Here is a 15,323-nt window from a genome sequence, read left to right on the forward strand (position 1 = left end):
ATAGAGCTTCCCTATTGGTGAAACACCAGGGGACACCCCGGTACTTCAGGAGACGATATGAGCCAAACAGATACAAGAATTTTCCCACCATACGCCCCCGTTAAAGACGTGGCCGCATGGTTCGGGTTAAGCCGTTCGACGCAATACCGGATGCTTGAGCTTGGCGAGATTGAAGCTCTGAAAATCGGACGGACAACCTTGATCGTAACGGCTTCCGTAGAGCGCTACCTCGCAAAGGTACCACGCCTCGGAAAGCAATCCGCTTAAACTCACAAAACCGCCCTGAGGTCAGAGCGGTTTTGGAAACCTGTGAAACGCTGGGGAGCGATAAGCAGGGACCATAACCGGAGTTCTGATCGTCAGGCAAGCCAAGAAAGGCTGAAAACCTGATGAATACGAAGATTGAGCCCCGCGGCGAAAGCCCGCGGATGGCAACGGGAAAGTCTTGTCCGCGCATTATTGCACAAATCAACGCAATGCCTGGAAAAGACGCACTGGGACGCCCCACGGAAGTAGTGTTTGCCCTTTCCGATGATGGCCAGCTTTTCCGGCGTGAAATCTCTCAGGAGGAGTGGGGAAACTGGGAACTGCTCTCTGCTCTTCCGCAGGGAGGCATCCGATGAGAGACCGTCATAATCCCTTCTACATCGGCCAGGTCCGCGGATGCGCAGTGCGCTTTTTCCGTGCCCCGAATGGCGTAGTTGCCCTGCCTTGGCATGCCTGTGCGGATCTGACAGCAGCAGCCGCGTTGCCGGACGACCTGCGAACGGTCTTTTTGAACATGACCAAATCCGGTCAATGGCAGGACAGCGTTCGAACAGTCGCGACTGATGCCGGTGACGTATTGATTGCCCCGCATTTTGTCGCTCAGGGGGCCATGGGTGCTTTTCAGCAATATGGCCTCGTTGACGAGGGCTTTGAGGACGACTGGTGCATCACCGCTGCCGAAGCAGCCTGCAAAATGCAGCAAGGCCTGAGCCCAGAAGAGAAGCTGAAGAACATCATCATGATGGGACGTCAGCACCTGGATCGGGAGGATGACCTATAATGGACGCCTCTTTCATTCCCGGCCTGCTCCACGCTGCTGAGATCTGCGACCAGTTCTGCAGTGAAAACGCGATGATTTCCCATGATGAAATTCTTCGGATTTGTCGTGCAGGGGAAGAAATGACGATGGAAAAGATGGATCATTCCGTGATCCATACTGCCAAGTCTCATGCCGCCCGCGAGATCGCAGCGTTTCTCCGCCGCCTCGCATCGGAAGGAAGCAAGGCATGAGCGCGTCCCTCAAAGTGGAACCCCCTCTTCATGAGGAGACAGCCCGCAAAGCGGCTGCACTTGTTCGAAGCCTTCCAGTCTTCCCATGTCGCGAAGACAAGGCACCCGCATGCCGCAACGGGTTCAAAGACGCTGTACGAGGCGAGGAGGACGCTCTTGCCCTGTGGCGTCAGTGCCCAGGACCGCTCATCGGCGTTCCGACCGGTATCATTTCCGGCTTTGACGTGCTGGATCTCGACCTGCAGCACGCGACGGCCGACGAATGGTATGGCGAGCACTGCACCCAGCTTTCCGGCCACCGGATGCAGCGCACGCGCTCGGGTGGCGTGCATCTCCTTTTCCAGCATCGCGAAGGTCTGCGGAACAGTGCCAGCAAACTCGCACGCGGCGTCGATGTCCGGGCAGATGGTGGATACATCATCTGGTGGCCCGCAACAGGCTTGGAAATCATTGAACGGGTCCGCCCCCAGCTATGGCCTGCCTGGCTGATCGAGGCTCTGACACCGGCACCACCCCCGAAAGCCGATCTATCAAAGATCGAGAACGGCCTGAAGGACGCGGACCGATATGCGGTTGGTGCCCTGCGTGCTGCCGTCCGGGCTGTTGCAGCAACCGGACAAGGTGGCCGAAATGACCGCCTGAACGCAGAGACCTTTTCCCTCGCCCGTTTTGTGCCCGAGGGATACCTGACTGTCAGCCAGATTGCGGAAGCCATGGCAGCCGCCGGACTGGAAGCGGGTCTCACGCCTCAGGAAATCCAGAAGACCATTGCGTCGGCGCTTAAATCGAGAGGTGTCATGTGAGCACCGCCCTGGACCAGATTGTTTCCGACGCGACAGACAAAGCCGTCACTGCACAGCATCAGGCAAAGGAGCGTGAGGCACTTGGTCCGGCAGGGAGCAAGGCGCTCCTGACATTCGATACTGACGATTGGCAGGAAAGCTGCATCCCCAAACGTCCGTGGGTTGCTCCTGGCTATCTTCTGCGCGGCGCTGTTACCGTAATAGTCGGGGCGCCTGCAGCAGGTAAATCGAGCCTGATGGTTGGATGGGCAGCAGCTCTCGGACTGGGCCTGCGCTATGGGCGTATGCAGACACCGCCCCGCAAGGTCATGACCTACAATGTCGAGGATGACCGCGACGAGCAGCGCCGTCGTTTTTCAGGTGTCCTGCGGTACATGGGCCGTACATCTGCAGACCTCCGCCAGAACGTCATCCGGATCGGCACGGATGGTATCGGAACCCTGCTAACCATCGATCCCAATACACACACCCTCGTTCCCACCGAAGCCATGCACCAGATGCTTCAGCAGCTTGCCAGCATGCGCCCGGACGTCCTCATTCTGGATCCGCTAGTTGAGCTTCATGAGGCCGAGGAAAACGACAATACGGCCGTCCGCTCTGTCATGGCCTATTTTCGCAGTCTGGCAATTCGCTATGAAATGGCGGTTGTCCTGCTCCATCACACTCGTAAAGGCTCTTCAGCAACGGCTGGCGACCCTGACGTGGCACGCGGCGCATCGTCCGTCATCGGTGCTGCCCGTATCGTGCTGACAGTCACCGTTATGACCGAAGAGGAAGCCAGTAACTTTGGGACCAAGGCTGACCATCGGCGGTTCTTCTCCCGCGTTGATGGCGCCAAGATCAATGCCGCTCCGATCGGGACTGCTGAATGGTTCGAGCGGGAGTCACGCGAATTGGACAACGGTGACATGGTGCCGGTCATGGTGCCCTGGTCCCCGCCGCATGACATGATCTCCATGGAGCAGATGGACGCTATCAAGGCTGGCATAGCGAAAGGCAGCCCGACCGGTCCGTGGAGCCCGAAGCTTTCAAAGGATGCCCGGTCTGTGAAACGCCTTCTAAGTGAGAGCGGTGTCAGCACTGCTGAAGGGCAACGGAAGGTTCTGGACGAACTGATGTGTGCCGGGTTCGTAGCAGCAACATTCAAACGGGGAGATAACCGGGTCAAAGCACAAGGCCTACGTGCTCCTGACGGCTCGCCCGGTAACGTATATTGGCTCTCAGGCGCAGACACATGATCCATGCATCTTCCATGCAAGATCCATGCATGCATGGATGTCGGAACCCTATAGGGGAGATGACCCATGCATGCGGGTCACTCACCCTTGCGGGTTCCGTGCAAGATCCATGCGGTGGCAGTTGAATCTTAAGGGGAGACACCGCCCTCTCACGGCACTGAAATACCCATTCGGGATTTCCCACAATGTCATACAGATCGGCCGTAATGTCCTACACAGGCTCATCCGGACATTTCCAAAATGTCTTACACGGCCCACTTAATGTTTTACCCGTTACGGATTAGCGACATCCCATAATGTTTTACCCAGGTAGACTTTTTGTTTTACCGAAAAGGGGAGTAACGGGGGGACCAGCCGTTGCCCGGAAAGCACCTTGAAACAGAGACGGCTATGCAAGAGAGAGAATTCTGCAGGGCGCCTTGTTTGAAGGCTTGGATTGATCTTCAAGGCGAAGAAGAAAAGGTCCGGTTTCGGGGTCTGAAATGCCCTTGCGAAAATCGATGACCTGCTGGCCCGGATACTTCCGACAAATTGGGTGCCAACAGGCCGCGCTGTTCTAGAGATTTTTATCGAGTGTCAGTCAAAGATTGCAGGTTCTTTTTTCATCACCGTCGCATGAAACGCACGGCATAGAGCCTTCATCTCTCCTGCAGCTTCCAGACTTTCCACGGCACTCTGATTTTCTAAATGGCGAGCAGCCTTAGCCAGATTTTCATGCAGGCTCTTAGCGGCTCCTGGATGTATTTTTTCCAGTGTCTCACCAATGGCGCTTACGACAGCCTGAATTACCATTTGATCACCATTCATCGTTCATTCCTTGTCACGTAGCGTGGTGAGGATCATGCAGTTGGGGCAACCCGTCAATTACTGAGCTCCCTCGTTTCGGGGAACTCGAATGTCCTAAAAGGCAAGCCCATGTGGGACATGAGAACGATGGGACAAAATGACGGAAAGTCCTTGTCCTATGAAATTGCATTTGACTTTTGAGACAACACCAATCTAGGGTCTAAGGGATTTTTAGGACATGAGACCCGCTATGAAGATTGGATATGCCCGCGTTTCGACAGTCGATCAGGATGCAGGACTGGAAGCCCAGATCCGGGACTTGAAGGCAGCCGGATGCGAGAAAGTCTTTGGTGAGAAGATCAGTGGCAAGGATGCAAAACGCCCTGAACTGCTGGCTGCGCTTGAATTTATCCGCGCCGGTGATGTGCTGGTGGTGACGAAGCCCGACCGCATGGCGCGCTCAACGGCTGACCTGCTGGCCTACGTTGAAGCACTGAAGACCAAGGGGTGCGGCCTGATTGTCCTGTCAATGAATGGGACAACGCTCGATACGACGAGCCCCACGTCAAAGCTAATGCTGACCATGCTTGCAGCGGTAGCAGAATTTGAGCGTGACCTCATGTTGGAACGTCAACGGGAAGGCATCGCCAAGGCGCGTCAGGAAGGCAAATACAAGGGCCGCCCTCGAACGGTCATGTCCCAGGCTGAGACCATCCGCAAGATGAAGGCAGATGGACTTTCCGCGGCCGCCATTGCCAAGGAGCTCGGAATTGCACGCTCTGGTGTCTATCGGGCGCTTAATGAAGAGGTCAGATAAGCATACGAACGTCGAAAGTAATAAAAAATAATCACTCGTCCCCCGGCGTCCCCACAGGTCCCCCACAATCCCCAGTTGTTTCATATTTACTTTTGATGTACTTCACATACTAAAAATATTTATTGAAAGATAAAGTATAACCCCGTTATCAACGGGGTATGAAACGTATATCCCCCCACTCAAGGCCAAGTAGCCTCCAGAAACTCGACGGAAGGAGCAAGGAAGCTCGCCTGCTCAAAAGAGTACGCTCTGATCTCATTGAACACGTCGGTGGAAAGCCTTCCGCAACCCAGAAAGCCCTCATCGAACGCGCGGCTTGGATGACGCTCCATGTCACCATGATGGACCGCAAAATGATGGAAGGAGGCGCTCCGGCTGAACGAGATGCCCGCCAGTATCTGGCATGGGCCAACACCCTTACGCGCACCATGCGCCAATTGGGAATTGAAGGCACCGCAGCAAGCGCACCCTCTCTGGATGCCTATCTGAACGGACGGGTGGCATGAACATCATCGACGCGATGACGGATGACAATCTGTTCGGTTCTCATTTCCAGGGTGACACATGGGCCGCGTGGAAAGCTTTCCTCAAGGCACTCTTTGCACTTCCCATGGATGAGCAGGATCTTCCCTTTTATCAGCAGCACACGGGCCGGACGGAAGCGCCTACAGACCCATTCAAAGAAGCAACACTGATATGCGGACGCCGTGCTGGCAAAAGTCGTATTCTTGGCCTGATTGCGACCTATCTGGCGACGTTCCGAGATTACGCGCCCTATCTCGCCCCTGGTGAAATGGCGACCGTTGCTGTCATCGCCTCTGACCGCAAGCAGGCCCGCACCATCTTCCGCTACATTTCGGGTACACTGGCCTCCGTGCCAATGCTGGCCAATATGGTGCAGGACGAGACCAACGAGACAATCACGCTCTCGAACCGGGTCATCATTGAAATTGCAACAGCCAGTTTCCGCGTCACCCGCGGCTATACATTTGCAGCAGTTCTTGCAGATGAGACAGCGTTCTGGCGTTCAGACGAAGCAAGCGCCAATCCTGATGAGGAAATCATCAAAGCCATTCGGCCGGGCCTGAGCACCATCCCGAGTGCAATGCTTCTGCTTGCCTCGTCGCCTTATGCCAAGCGTGGCGTCCTCTACAAGACTTTCCGGAAGCATTGGGCACAGAACGATGCCCGCGTCCTAGTATGGCGTGGCTCAAGCATGGAAATGAACCCTGCTCTGGATCCTGCGATCGTTCAGGAAGCGTATGACGACGATCCTGCTGGTGCTGCTGCCGAATACGGTGGCGAATTCCGTAACGACATTGCTTCCTTCATTACCCCTGAAGTCATTCAGGCCTGCACAGTGCCCGACCGGTACGAACTGCCGTTCATTTCAGGCAATCTCTACCGGGCATTTTGCGACCCTTCAGGCGGATCAGGCGATAGCTTCACGCTTGCCATCGCTCATGATGAAGGAGGCATCACGGTCCTTGATTGCGTCCGTGAAATCAAGCCACCCTTCAGCCCCGATGCTGCAACCAAGGAACTGGCTGACACCATCAGGTCCTATGGCCTGAAGACGGTCACGGGGGACCGCTATGGTGGCGAGTACCCTCGCGAACGGTTCCGGGCACACGGCATCAACTATACCCTCAGCGATAAGGACCGTTCAGGGCTTTATCTCGAAGCGCTGCCTAAGCTGAACGCAGGCAAAGTTGAACTGCTCGATCTCAAGCAGATCGAACGTCAATTTTGTGGCCTTGAGCGTCGTACTGCTCGTAGCGGCAAAGACTCTGTCGATCATGCTCCAGGCAGTCACGACGATCTTGTGAACTCGATTGCTGGTGTGCTCGTGCAGGCCTCCGCACGCCGGATGCCCAGCTTCGCGGGATACAAATCCCAATCCCCCTACAGAAATCGGAGTTATGCCCTGTGATCGACAGGCAGATAAATGCGGCCATCCGTGCAGAGCGAGACCGCAGTCAACGCATTGAAACCGCACGTCAGCGTGTAGCCCCCATTCTTGGGATGGATGCAGCACTTCAGGCGACAAGTGCAGCCCAACTTTACCGCGACGCCTTGCAGACGCTCGGCTTTGATGCCCGTGGCGTCTCGCCAAGTGGTCTGGAAGCCATGATGGATATGGCAGGAAAGGTTCATCAGACCAGCCGTCTGAGCCCACGCTCCTCCCTGGCCCATGACGCCGCATCTGACAGTCCGCTGTTTGGTGCCTCTCCCAATCGTAAAGCTTGAGGGAAAGATAATGGAAAACGCACGCCAGTACCTTGCTGACAGCATAGCCGCAGAACATGCCGCCCGTGAGGAGCAGAGAGCCACCCGGGCTGCTAGGGATACGGCGCGAACACGTTGCCGGGAATGCAGGGACGCTATTACCGCGGCTGAAGAGGCCCTTGCAAAAGCCCGCGAGACTGACCCTGACGAATTGATTGCCGCAGCCCGGGAAGGTCGTCCTCCCGTGCTCTCCAAGGCCAGTGAGCAGCGCTATGCACTGGCGGCAGCACGGGATGAACTGGAAGCAGCAGAGCGGACAATGACTGAGTTGAGCTCTCGTGTGCCTGATGCTGAGGCGACACTAGGGTTTGCCAAAACCGCAACCATACAGGCTGCAGCACGTGTCATTCAGGACAGCCCTGAATGGGCTTCTCTGGTCGAAAAAATGCGTCAGCACGAACAGGAATTGACTACCTATTATGCCGTTATAGGCACGCTGTCAGATGCTGGTTTTTATCACCATACTGATCGCAAATTCGATCCTGCAAATGATGGCGATCGCAAGGCGGCGCTTCGCATGAGACAGTCGGCCGACCAAGAAATTCTTACATCTTGGACAAAGGCTTTTTCCGGTCTTTCCAGTGATGCTCAGACGTTGCTTCCAGGCGCTGATGCCTCAAAGCCCATGCCCATAGAAACCAAGGTCACGAAGCCAAAGCGTAGCCTGTTCTCTGCCAAGTAAAACGATCCGCCAAGTTGGTAAGTGGCGGTCATAAACACCAACGAGCCATGGGGGCCTTCATGCTCAGCCCCGCGATGGCAAGACGGTGGAAGACCCTTCATCTTCCGCCGCACCTCTCTCCCCGCAAATAAATAAAGAGACGATCAATGAAACAGGCAACACGCGATACGCTTGAGAAATTTCTGCATCCACGGATGTCCACAGAACATGCGTCAGAGATCCGGGATGCCATTGAAACCTGTGTATCTATGAGAGGATCCGAAGGGAAAGATTCCCCTGAACTGGCTCTCCGTACGACCGCGCTCCTGGGGCTTCTGGAAGATGATTTGACCCCCGACGAATATGAGCGGGCTAAAGAGATCGTTCTGGGCGATCAAGCCATTGCCCAGGATGCAGCAATCCGTGCCTGCCTTGGAATGCGCGATTACCGGCGTGCTGTCGAAGAGCTACGACCGCTCCTTGGGCGTGACGTTCTGAACTACGGCACGCCGGCCGGGCTTTATTGCGCTGGCCTGAGAATAATGGGGGTCGCTGTGGATGAAGCGCCCTTTGATGCTGCCAGAGCAATGTTCCGCAATGTCTGCCAACAGAAAAACGCTCAGTCCCTTGGCATGGATCGGGCTCCCGCCTCGCTCCAGCCTGTTGAGGAAGACTCTCCCCTTCACGGGGCAACTCCACGGCGCAGGAGCTAAGCTCATGGCGAAATCATTCATCCGGGGCCTGGATCGCCTTCAGAAAAAACTGGAAGGCGCAGCAAAAGCCGCATCCGCAGGTCTCATGGAGCAGTTACTGAACCGTGTCTTGGCCAAAACCAAAGAGCTTCCTCACCTGAACGTTGGTTTTTTTGAAGGCGCCACATATCCCCACAGCAATGGTAGCTCTGCTGGAAATCCTTACCCGGACGGTACACCAGTTGCTGCGGTAGCCGCCTTCAATGAATTCGGAACGGATCGTATTCCTCCCCGGCCCTTCATGCGTCAGACCATCGCGAAAAATCAGGCCGCATGGGGTGCACTTGTTGCCGCATGCCTCAAGCAGACCCGTGGTGATCCAGAAAAGGCTCTGGCGATGGCTGCAGAGCAAATTGTAGCCCAGCTTCAGGAACAGATCAGAACGCTTCAGTCTCCGCCCCTTGCCGAATCCACAATGGAAAATCGCCTTAGATCCACAAAAAAGAGCGGAAAACTCTCTACGGTGAACATGACGACAGCATCCAAGCCCCTGATCGATACAGGACACTTGCTGAATTCAGTGGGTTACGAAGTCACAACAGGGAGGAAGGACTAATTGAGGCTGTGTTCGGCAGGGCTTCTAGTCAGTCTCTGGGGATTAGAATGCTTCTGAAAACTCCGTCCCCCGACATCCCCGGGCGTCCCCCGAAAACCCAGCATTAAACATGGGTTTTAACGTGGGTCAGAAGAGGTATTTTTTCAAGAAATGGCTATTATCAAGGAAAATAAGGCCACCATGGTGGAGCTGAGGGGAATCGAACCCCTGACCTCCTCATTGCGAACGAGGCGCTCTTCCATCTGAGCTACAGCCCCACGGCAGAGCAATAGTTCTCTTCTTCTCGCAGGCTGTCAAGCAGCCCTGCACGCAAGACGTTGTTCTGTGCTATCGCTATGGCTACAAGCGTTCCTCAACCAGCCTTTCGGCTGCCCTTCCCGACATTCGACGAGGTTTTATATGGTTGCCCTGCATGCCATTATCCTGATGCTGATCCAGGCTTTTGTGTGGATTCTGCTGGCGTACTGCATCCTGTCGATGCTGCTGGGTTTCGGGATCCTGGATATCCGCAACCGGTTTTTCTATTCCATTTTCAACACGCTGGCCCGGATCGTCGAACCTGTCATGGCTCCGATCCGCAACATCCTTCCCAATACGGGCGGCATGGATTTTGCGCCAATGGTCGTCCTGCTGCTGATCCAGTTTCTGGTCTACCCGGCCGTCAACAGGATCTTCTTCATGCTCGCGACGCATAACAGCTTTTGAAAACGGCCTATCTCAGGGCGCGCCACACATCTTCCAGCGCTTCGAGCAGCGTATCCCGCGTCTCCTGATGCAGCGTCCCATCCGGGCGCTGCATCCAGACCGACCATCCCGTTCCCGGCTGACGCTCCATTTTCACAGCCCAATCCGAAGGTAGACGGGAGAAAACCCGCTCCATTCGGGCTTCAGCCGTCAGGGGTTTGGCGTAATTATGACCCATCACGAATAGCTTTCGTCTCTCGAACGGCCCGGCGTTCCCGGATCAGGCCGTACCACCCACCGTCAGACCCGAAATCTTCAGGGTCGGCTGCCCGACGCCTACCGGCACGCCCTGACCGGCCTTGCCGCAGGTTCCGATGCCAGGATCCAGCGCCACATCGGATCCGATCATGGAAATCTGGTTCATCGCGTCCGCCCCATTGCCGATCAGCGTAGCCCCCTTGACCGGACGGATGATTTTCCCGTCCTCGACCAGATAGGCTTCCGAAGCCGCAAACACGAACTTGCCCGACGTGATATCCACCTGGCCGCCGCCGAAGTTCACGGCATAAAGCCCGCGCTTCATCGAGCGGATCATCTCATCGGTGGTCGCGCTTCCTTCCAGCATGAGCGTATTGGTCATGCGCGGCATCGGAGCATGTGCATAGGATTCCCGGCGTCCGTTCCCGGTGGATTTCGTGCCCATCAGACGGGCATTCAGCCGGTCCTGAAGGTATCCGGTCAGAATTCCGTCCTCGATCAGAACGGTCCGGGACGTCGGCGTTCCTTCATCATCAACACTCAGCGAGCCACGACGCTCCGGAAGCGTTCCATCATCGACCACAGTCACGCCTGGAGACGCCACACGCTTGCCGATCATCCCCGAGAAGGACGAGGTCCCCTTGCGGTTGAAATCGCCTTCCAGCCCGTGCCCGACAGCCTCATGCAGCAAAATGCCCGGCCATCCCGGACCAAGCACCACATCCATTTCCCCTGCGGGCGCCGGTGCGGCTTCCAGCGTGATCAGAGCCTGTTTCAGGGCCTTGTCGACGGCATCGCGCCACGTTTCCGGCGCCAGCAGCCGGTCCAGTTCATAGCGCCCTCCCAGACCACAGCTTCCGCTCTCACGCTGACCGTCCTTTTCCACGACGACAGACACGTTCATGCGCACCAGCGGCCGCAGGTCCGCCACATCGCCGCCGGAGTCCGCGCGCCGCATGATCTGCACGGCCTGCCATTCGGAACTCAGTACGGCACTGACCTGCACCACCCGGGAATCCAGACCCCGCGCATAGGCATCGATCTCGCTCAGAACCGCCGCACGTGCTGCAAAATCCGTTCCTTCAAGCGGGCGGGAGTCGCCATAAAGCCGCCGGTTCGTCGCCTGCGGTCCCGGCGCCATGATGCCGCTGCGTCCCTGCCGCACGGCACCCACCGTACTGACAGCCCGCTCCAGAGCATCCCGGCTGATATCGTCCGCATGCGCAAAAGCCGTCTCCGTCCCCAGAACAGCCCGCAGCCCGAACCCCGAAGACGTATTGAAGCTCGCCGAACGGATCGTCCCGTCATCCAGGCTGATGCTTTCGTTCTCCCGGTATTCCAGGAACAGTTCGCCGTCATCCACGCCATCAAGCCCCTGATTGACGAGCGCCCGGGCATCGTCACGGGTCAGCTTTGAATCAGGCCGCCCGAAAAACAGGGCATCGGTCGTCGCAAGAGCGCCCAGAGCATCAGCAGCAACAGACATGAGAAATCTCCAGACAGAACAGACCGGCTTTTCCGGCAGACAGATTGAACACAGAGCGGATCACAACACAGGGCTTTTAAGAAAGGGCCTTTTCCAGCCGTTTCAAGGCCTCCCGCAGGATCTCCGGCTTTTTGCAGAACGCAAACCGGATCAGATTCTGCGGTGGGGCATCCCCCTGCGGGTCATAGAAAGCCGAAACCGGGATTGTGGCCACACCCGCATGTTCCACCAGCCAGCGCGCAAATTCAACATCGCCCCGCCCGGCTGCATGACGCGAAATATCCGCCACGATGAAGTAACTGCCATCCGCTGGCAGCGTCTCAAACCCCAGCCGGTGCAGACCATCCCGCAGCAGATCCCGCTGTGTTTCCATCTGCGCCGACAGCCCTTCGTAATAGCCGTCATCCTTGTTCAGCCCGTAAGCCACGGCCCGCTGAAGGTTCGGCGCAGTCGCGAAAACCAGAACCTGATGCGCCTTCGCCACCACGGACGCCAGCGCCGCCGGTGCCGTCACATAGCCGACTTTCCATCCCGTCAGGGAAAAGCTCTTGCCCGCACTTCCGATCCGCATGCACCGCTCGCGCATCCCCGGCAGCGTCATCAGCGGGATGTGTTTCACGTGAAACGTCAGATGCTCGTAAACCTCATCGCAGATCGCATAGACATCATGCTCCCGCACCAGATCCGCAATCAGCTCAAGCTCCTCGCGGACAAACACCTTCCCGGACGGGTTCATCGGCGAATTGAGCATGATCGCCTTGGTCTTCGGACCAAACGCAGCCCGAAGCTCCGCCTCCGGTACGGACCAGTGCGGCGGCGCAAGCCGCACACAACGTGGCACCGCCCCCAGAAGCTTCAGAGCCGGCAGATAGGTGTCATAAAGAGGCTCGATCACCACCACCTCATCCCCCGGTTCCACGACCGCCATCAGACACGCCGCCAGTGCCTCCGTCGCGCCAGACGTCACGACAACTTCCGTCGCAGGATCGACCTCAAGCCCATAAAAACGCCGGTTGGACGCCGCCACGGCCTCCCGCAGTTCCGGCAGGCCCGTCAGCGGCGCATACTGGTTACGTCCGTCGCGCAGCGCATCCGCCGCGACCTGAATGATGTCCTGCGGCCCCTCCGTATCCGGAAACCCCTGCCCGAGATTGATCGCCCCATGCTTCACGGCAAGCTGTGACATAATCGTGAAGATGGTTGTCGGAAGGCTCGCAAGATACTGATTGGGCGTTTTCATCAACGGATTCCAGAACTGACGGAAAACAGAAAGCCCTGCACCATCGCAGGCTGAAGGAGCGCTGAAAAGCCTTTCGCACTCCCCTTCCGTTCCATAACGGAAATCCCGTCTCCCGCCCCTCAGTCCAGCCCCTGCGTTTTGCGGCGCATGTCCCGCAACAGCAGCTGCCCCAGCCCCCGCAAAAGAAGCATCGCCAGCACGACGAGGACGATTCCGATACCGCAGCAGAGGATCGCATATCCCCAGGAAAGCGGGATGCCATTCCCGGGCACACCATCCGTCGTGACAGTGATCGAGAACGGGTTGTCGTCCACCACGAAAATATCCTGCGGAACAAAGAGCCGCAGCACGGGCATCGCTGCCAGAAGAAGCCCCGTCAGCCCAAGCGCAATCACGACAAATCCGCCCACAAACGCCAGCAGACTCCCCGCCGCCAGCCGCAGAAGAACCCAGAACAGACCAAAGGGATTCGACTGCTGCACACCAACGGACAACTCATGGCGGATCGTAAAACGTGCGGCGAGCCTGTCCGGCTTTCCCAGTCTTTCCAGGAGCGCCAGTGCCGCCCCTTCCCCCAACCGAGCCTGCGCCGCGACCTGGGCCCGCACTTCAGCGACAATCACATCCCGCTCACTCTCAGGCAGGCTGAGCAGGCCGCCCCGGAATTCGTGCAGGTAGCGTTCAAGCGGCAGGGAAAGCAGATCGCTGTCTTTCAGACCGTCCGGAGATGAGGAAGCAGGCATCATGAGGATATTTCCCAAAAAGAGTCTCGCTGCCCTCTTTGCATGCAAGTTCCGGACCAGATGTGGAAAACTCCGGTTCGCTTCCGAAAGATTCAATCATAAATCCGCCAAATGGCGTAATTTCCCATACTCGACAGACGGGCATTTGTCGCTTAATCGTTTTGCAGCCGTTTACACGATGCAAGGCGACAGATCGATGGCCAAGAAAGCCCCCACTTCCTCTACCGTGAAACCGAAGGCCGCTCCCGCGCGCCGTACCTCGAAGGCTGCAGCCCCCAAGGCTGCTCCCGCAGCAGCTGGCAAGCCGCCCGCCCCGAACCCGCAGGCCGTTGCCCGCGTCTTCGAGATGATCCAGGAGCACGCGGCGGAATTCGTCGATCTGCGCTTTACGGACCCCAAGGGCAAGTGGCACCACACGACCCAGACGGTCTCGACCATCGAAGACGATACCTTCGTCGAAGGCTTCATGTTCGACGGCTCGTCCATCCAGGGCTGGAAGGCCATCAACGAGTCCGACATGGTCCTGCTTCCGGATCCGGAAACGGCCGTCATGGACCCGTTCTCCGCCAAGCCGCAGCTGATCCTGTTCTGCGACATCATCGATCCGAAGACGGGCAACTTCTACAACCGCGACCCGCGCTCGACCGCCAAGCTCGCAGAAGCCTACCTCAAGGATGCCGGCTTCGGTGACACGGCGTTCTTCGGTCCGGAAGCCGAATTCTTCATCTTCGACAACGTGCAGTTCGGTACAGGCCCGAACTTCGGCATGTACCAGCTCGACAGCATCGAAGGCCCGGGTGCGTCCCTGAAGGCCTATCCGGAAGGCAACATGGGCCACCGCCCTGTCGTCAAGGGTGGTTACTTCCCGGTCCCGCCCGTGGACAGCGAAAACGACCTGCGCGCCGAAATGCTCTCCACGATGGGCGAAATGGGCCTGCCGATCGAGAAGCATCACCACGAAGTCGCACAGTCGCAGCACGAGCTCGGCACGAAGTTCGACACGCTCGTGAAGTCCGCCGACTTCATGCAGATCTATAAGTACTGCGTGCACAACGTCGCCCATTCCTACGGCAAGACGGCCACGTTCATGCCGAAGCCGATTTCGGGCGACAACGGTTCGGGCATGCATGTCCATCAGTCCATCTGGAAGGACGGCAAGCCGACCTTCGCTGGCGACAAGTATGCCGACCTGTCCGATGAGGCGCTGTACTATATCGGTGGCATCATCAAGCACGCGAAGGCCCTGAACGCCTTCACGAACCCGTCCACCAACTCCTACAAGCGCCTGATCCCGGGCTTCGAAGCCCCCGTGCTTCTGGCTTACTCCGCCGCGAACCGTTCGGCCTCCTGCCGTATCCCGCATGCGACCAACCCGAAGGCCAAGCGCGTTGAAGTCCGCTTCCCGGACCCGACCGCCAACCCGTACCTCGCCTTCGCCGCCATGCTGATGGCCGGCCTTGATGGCATCCGCAACAAGATCCACCCGGGCGACGCCATGGACAAGGATCTGTACGAGCTGCCGAAGGAAGAGCTGGCCCAGATCCCGACGGTCTGCGGCTCGCTCCGTGAAGCTCTCGAAGCCCTCAAGGAAGACCATGCCTTCCTGCTCGAAGGCGGCGTCTTCACCAAGGACCAGATCGAAAGCTACATCGACATCAAGTGGCCGGAAGTCTACAAGTTCGAACACACGCCGCATCCGGCAGAGTTCGAGATGTACTACTCGGTCTGATCC

Annotated in this window: 20 protein-coding genes and 1 tRNA gene; 15 read left to right on the top strand and 6 right to left on the bottom strand. The window is 57.5% G+C overall.

The features are described 5' to 3' along the window. Positions 1–57: 57 nt before the first annotated feature. The 6 genes from GOX01_RS04155 to GOX01_RS04180 all read left to right on the top strand — a co-directional run bounded on the left by GOX01_RS04155 (position 58) and on the right by GOX01_RS04180 (position 3,319). Complete coding sequence (locus tag GOX01_RS04155) at positions 58–267, top strand: helix-turn-helix domain-containing protein (RefSeq protein WP_062269510.1); 210 nt, start codon at positions 58–60, stop codon at positions 265–267. A gap of 122 nt (positions 268–389) precedes the next feature. After that, the gene (locus tag GOX01_RS04160; RefSeq protein WP_062269508.1) at positions 390–623 is read left to right on the top strand and encodes a hypothetical protein; all 234 of its coding nucleotides are present in this window, start codon (positions 390–392) and stop codon (positions 621–623) included. Next, on the top strand, positions 620–1,048 hold the full coding sequence (locus GOX01_RS04165) for a hypothetical protein (protein WP_062269506.1): 429 nt from the start codon (positions 620–622) through the stop codon (positions 1,046–1,048). Before GOX01_RS04160 ends, GOX01_RS04165 begins: the two co-directional genes overlap by 4 nt. Next, a complete protein-coding gene (locus GOX01_RS04170) occupies positions 1,048–1,278 on the top strand; it encodes a hypothetical protein (protein ID WP_062269504.1) in 231 nt (76 codons plus the stop codon). Before GOX01_RS04165 ends, GOX01_RS04170 begins: the two co-directional genes overlap by 1 nt. Then, the gene (locus GOX01_RS04175; RefSeq protein WP_062269502.1) at positions 1,275–2,081 is read left to right on the top strand and encodes a bifunctional DNA primase/polymerase; all 807 of its coding nucleotides are present in this window, start codon (positions 1,275–1,277) and stop codon (positions 2,079–2,081) included. The genes GOX01_RS04170 and GOX01_RS04175 overlap by 4 nt, the downstream gene beginning before the upstream one ends. Continuing rightward, positions 2,078–3,319, top strand: coding sequence for an AAA family ATPase (locus GOX01_RS04180; RefSeq protein ID WP_062269499.1), 1,242 nt, complete (start codon positions 2,078–2,080; stop codon positions 3,317–3,319). Before GOX01_RS04175 ends, GOX01_RS04180 begins: the two co-directional genes overlap by 4 nt. A gap of 576 nt (positions 3,320–3,895) precedes the next feature. Here the strand turns inward: GOX01_RS04180 and GOX01_RS04185 are convergent. After that, complete coding sequence (locus tag GOX01_RS04185) at positions 3,896–4,126, bottom strand: hypothetical protein (RefSeq protein WP_131973794.1); 231 nt, start codon at positions 4,124–4,126, stop codon at positions 3,896–3,898. A 229-nt stretch (positions 4,127–4,355) separates the two neighbouring features. Here GOX01_RS04185 and GOX01_RS04190 point away from each other — a divergent pair, with 229 nt between their 5' ends. The 7 genes from GOX01_RS04190 to GOX01_RS04220 all read left to right on the top strand — a co-directional run bounded on the left by GOX01_RS04190 (position 4,356) and on the right by GOX01_RS04220 (position 9,180). Then, a complete protein-coding gene (locus GOX01_RS04190; protein ID WP_062269497.1) occupies positions 4,356–4,922 on the top strand; it encodes a recombinase family protein in 567 nt (188 codons plus the stop codon). Between the two features lie 320 nt (positions 4,923–5,242). Beyond that, on the top strand, positions 5,243–5,428 hold the full coding sequence (locus GOX01_RS13110; RefSeq protein ID WP_228119171.1) for a hypothetical protein: 186 nt from the start codon (positions 5,243–5,245) through the stop codon (positions 5,426–5,428). Further along, positions 5,425–6,855, top strand: coding sequence for a hypothetical protein (locus tag GOX01_RS04200; RefSeq protein ID WP_062269493.1), 1,431 nt, complete (start codon positions 5,425–5,427; stop codon positions 6,853–6,855). Before GOX01_RS13110 ends, GOX01_RS04200 begins: the two co-directional genes overlap by 4 nt. After that, positions 6,852–7,172, top strand: a complete 321-nt coding sequence (locus GOX01_RS04205; protein ID WP_062269490.1) for a hypothetical protein — start codon at positions 6,852–6,854, stop codon at positions 7,170–7,172. Before GOX01_RS04200 ends, GOX01_RS04205 begins: the two co-directional genes overlap by 4 nt. 10 nt (positions 7,173–7,182) lie before the next feature. Continuing rightward, positions 7,183–7,893 (top strand): hypothetical protein, encoded by a 711-nt coding sequence (locus tag GOX01_RS04210; protein ID WP_062269487.1) that lies wholly within the window; start codon positions 7,183–7,185, stop codon positions 7,891–7,893. A 326-nt stretch (positions 7,894–8,219) separates the two neighbouring features. Further along, positions 8,220–8,585: a hypothetical protein gene (locus GOX01_RS04215; protein WP_131973793.1), complete on the top strand. Its 366-nt coding sequence runs from the start codon at positions 8,220–8,222 to the stop codon at positions 8,583–8,585. A 4-nt stretch (positions 8,586–8,589) separates the two neighbouring features. Continuing rightward, positions 8,590–9,180: an HK97-gp10 family putative phage morphogenesis protein gene (locus tag GOX01_RS04220; protein WP_062269483.1), complete on the top strand. Its 591-nt coding sequence runs from the start codon at positions 8,590–8,592 to the stop codon at positions 9,178–9,180. 181 nt (positions 9,181–9,361) lie between these two features. Here GOX01_RS04220 and GOX01_RS04225 read toward each other — a convergent pair. Next, positions 9,362–9,437, bottom strand: a tRNA-Ala gene (locus tag GOX01_RS04225). A gap of 142 nt (positions 9,438–9,579) precedes the next feature. On the opposite strand from GOX01_RS04225, the gene GOX01_RS04230 reads away from it, so the two are divergent. Continuing rightward, entirely contained in the window at positions 9,580–9,885 is a 306-nt protein-coding gene (locus tag GOX01_RS04230) for a YggT family protein (protein ID WP_011252666.1), read from the top strand. A gap of 7 nt (positions 9,886–9,892) precedes the next feature. On the opposite strand, the gene GOX01_RS04235 is transcribed toward GOX01_RS04230, so the two are convergent. From GOX01_RS04235 to GOX01_RS12850, 4 genes are all read right to left on the bottom strand, one after another. Further along, complete coding sequence (locus GOX01_RS04235) at positions 9,893–10,102, bottom strand: hypothetical protein (protein ID WP_024717169.1); 210 nt, start codon at positions 10,100–10,102, stop codon at positions 9,893–9,895. Positions 10,103–10,144: 42 nt separating this feature from the next. Next, positions 10,145–11,608: a metalloprotease TldD gene (gene tldD, locus GOX01_RS04240; RefSeq protein ID WP_011252665.1), complete on the bottom strand. Its 1,464-nt coding sequence runs from the start codon at positions 11,606–11,608 to the stop codon at positions 10,145–10,147. A gap of 76 nt (positions 11,609–11,684) precedes the next feature. After that, on the bottom strand, positions 11,685–12,848 hold the full coding sequence (locus GOX01_RS04245) for an aminotransferase (protein ID WP_011252664.1): 1,164 nt from the start codon (positions 12,846–12,848) through the stop codon (positions 11,685–11,687). 119 nt (positions 12,849–12,967) lie between these two features. Beyond that, positions 12,968–13,594 (bottom strand): HAAS signaling domain-containing protein, encoded by a 627-nt coding sequence (locus tag GOX01_RS12850; RefSeq protein WP_011252663.1) that lies wholly within the window; start codon positions 13,592–13,594, stop codon positions 12,968–12,970. Between the two features lie 343 nt (positions 13,595–13,937). Here GOX01_RS12850 and glnA point away from each other — a divergent pair, with 343 nt between their 5' ends. After that, a complete protein-coding gene (glnA, locus tag GOX01_RS04255) occupies positions 13,938–15,320 on the top strand; it encodes a type I glutamate--ammonia ligase (protein WP_011252662.1) in 1,383 nt (460 codons plus the stop codon). Positions 15,321–15,323: the final 3 nt, after the last annotated feature.

The sequence above is a fragment of the Gluconobacter oxydans genome (assembly GCF_006539685.1).
Taxonomy (GTDB): Bacteria; Pseudomonadota; Alphaproteobacteria; order Acetobacterales; family Acetobacteraceae; genus Gluconobacter; species Gluconobacter oxydans.

Excerpts from the sequence above, each read along its gene's own strand:
- GOX01_RS04155 (WP_062269510.1), top strand. The coding sequence starts at position 58 with ATGAGCCAAACAGATACAAGAATTTTCCCACCATACGCCCCCGTTAAA.
- GOX01_RS04160 (WP_062269508.1), top strand. The coding sequence starts at position 390 with ATGAATACGAAGATTGAGCCCCGCGGCGAAAGCCCGCGGATGGCAACG.
- GOX01_RS04165 (WP_062269506.1), top strand. The coding sequence starts at position 620 with ATGAGAGACCGTCATAATCCCTTCTACATCGGCCAGGTCCGCGGATGC.
- GOX01_RS04170 (WP_062269504.1), top strand. The coding sequence starts at position 1,048 with ATGGACGCCTCTTTCATTCCCGGCCTGCTCCACGCTGCTGAGATCTGC.
- GOX01_RS04175 (WP_062269502.1), top strand. The coding sequence starts at position 1,275 with ATGAGCGCGTCCCTCAAAGTGGAACCCCCTCTTCATGAGGAGACAGCC.
- GOX01_RS04185 (WP_131973794.1), bottom strand. The coding sequence starts at position 4,126 with ATGAATGGTGATCAAATGGTAATTCAGGCTGTCGTAAGCGCCATTGGT.
- GOX01_RS04190 (WP_062269497.1), top strand. The coding sequence starts at position 4,356 with ATGAAGATTGGATATGCCCGCGTTTCGACAGTCGATCAGGATGCAGGA.
- GOX01_RS13110 (WP_228119171.1), top strand. The coding sequence starts at position 5,243 with ATGACGCTCCATGTCACCATGATGGACCGCAAAATGATGGAAGGAGGC.
- GOX01_RS04200 (WP_062269493.1), top strand. The coding sequence starts at position 5,425 with ATGAACATCATCGACGCGATGACGGATGACAATCTGTTCGGTTCTCAT.
- GOX01_RS04210 (WP_062269487.1), top strand. The coding sequence starts at position 7,183 with ATGGAAAACGCACGCCAGTACCTTGCTGACAGCATAGCCGCAGAACAT.
- GOX01_RS04220 (WP_062269483.1), top strand. The coding sequence starts at position 8,590 with ATGGCGAAATCATTCATCCGGGGCCTGGATCGCCTTCAGAAAAAACTG.
- GOX01_RS04230 (WP_011252666.1), top strand. The coding sequence starts at position 9,580 with ATGGTTGCCCTGCATGCCATTATCCTGATGCTGATCCAGGCTTTTGTG.
- GOX01_RS04235 (WP_024717169.1), bottom strand. The coding sequence starts at position 10,102 with ATGGGTCATAATTACGCCAAACCCCTGACGGCTGAAGCCCGAATGGAG.
- tldD (WP_011252665.1), bottom strand. The coding sequence starts at position 11,608 with ATGTCTGTTGCTGCTGATGCTCTGGGCGCTCTTGCGACGACCGATGCC.
- GOX01_RS04245 (WP_011252664.1), bottom strand. The coding sequence starts at position 12,848 with ATGAAAACGCCCAATCAGTATCTTGCGAGCCTTCCGACAACCATCTTC.
- GOX01_RS12850 (WP_011252663.1), bottom strand. The coding sequence starts at position 13,594 with ATGATGCCTGCTTCCTCATCTCCGGACGGTCTGAAAGACAGCGATCTG.
- glnA (WP_011252662.1), top strand. The coding sequence starts at position 13,938 with ATGATCCAGGAGCACGCGGCGGAATTCGTCGATCTGCGCTTTACGGAC.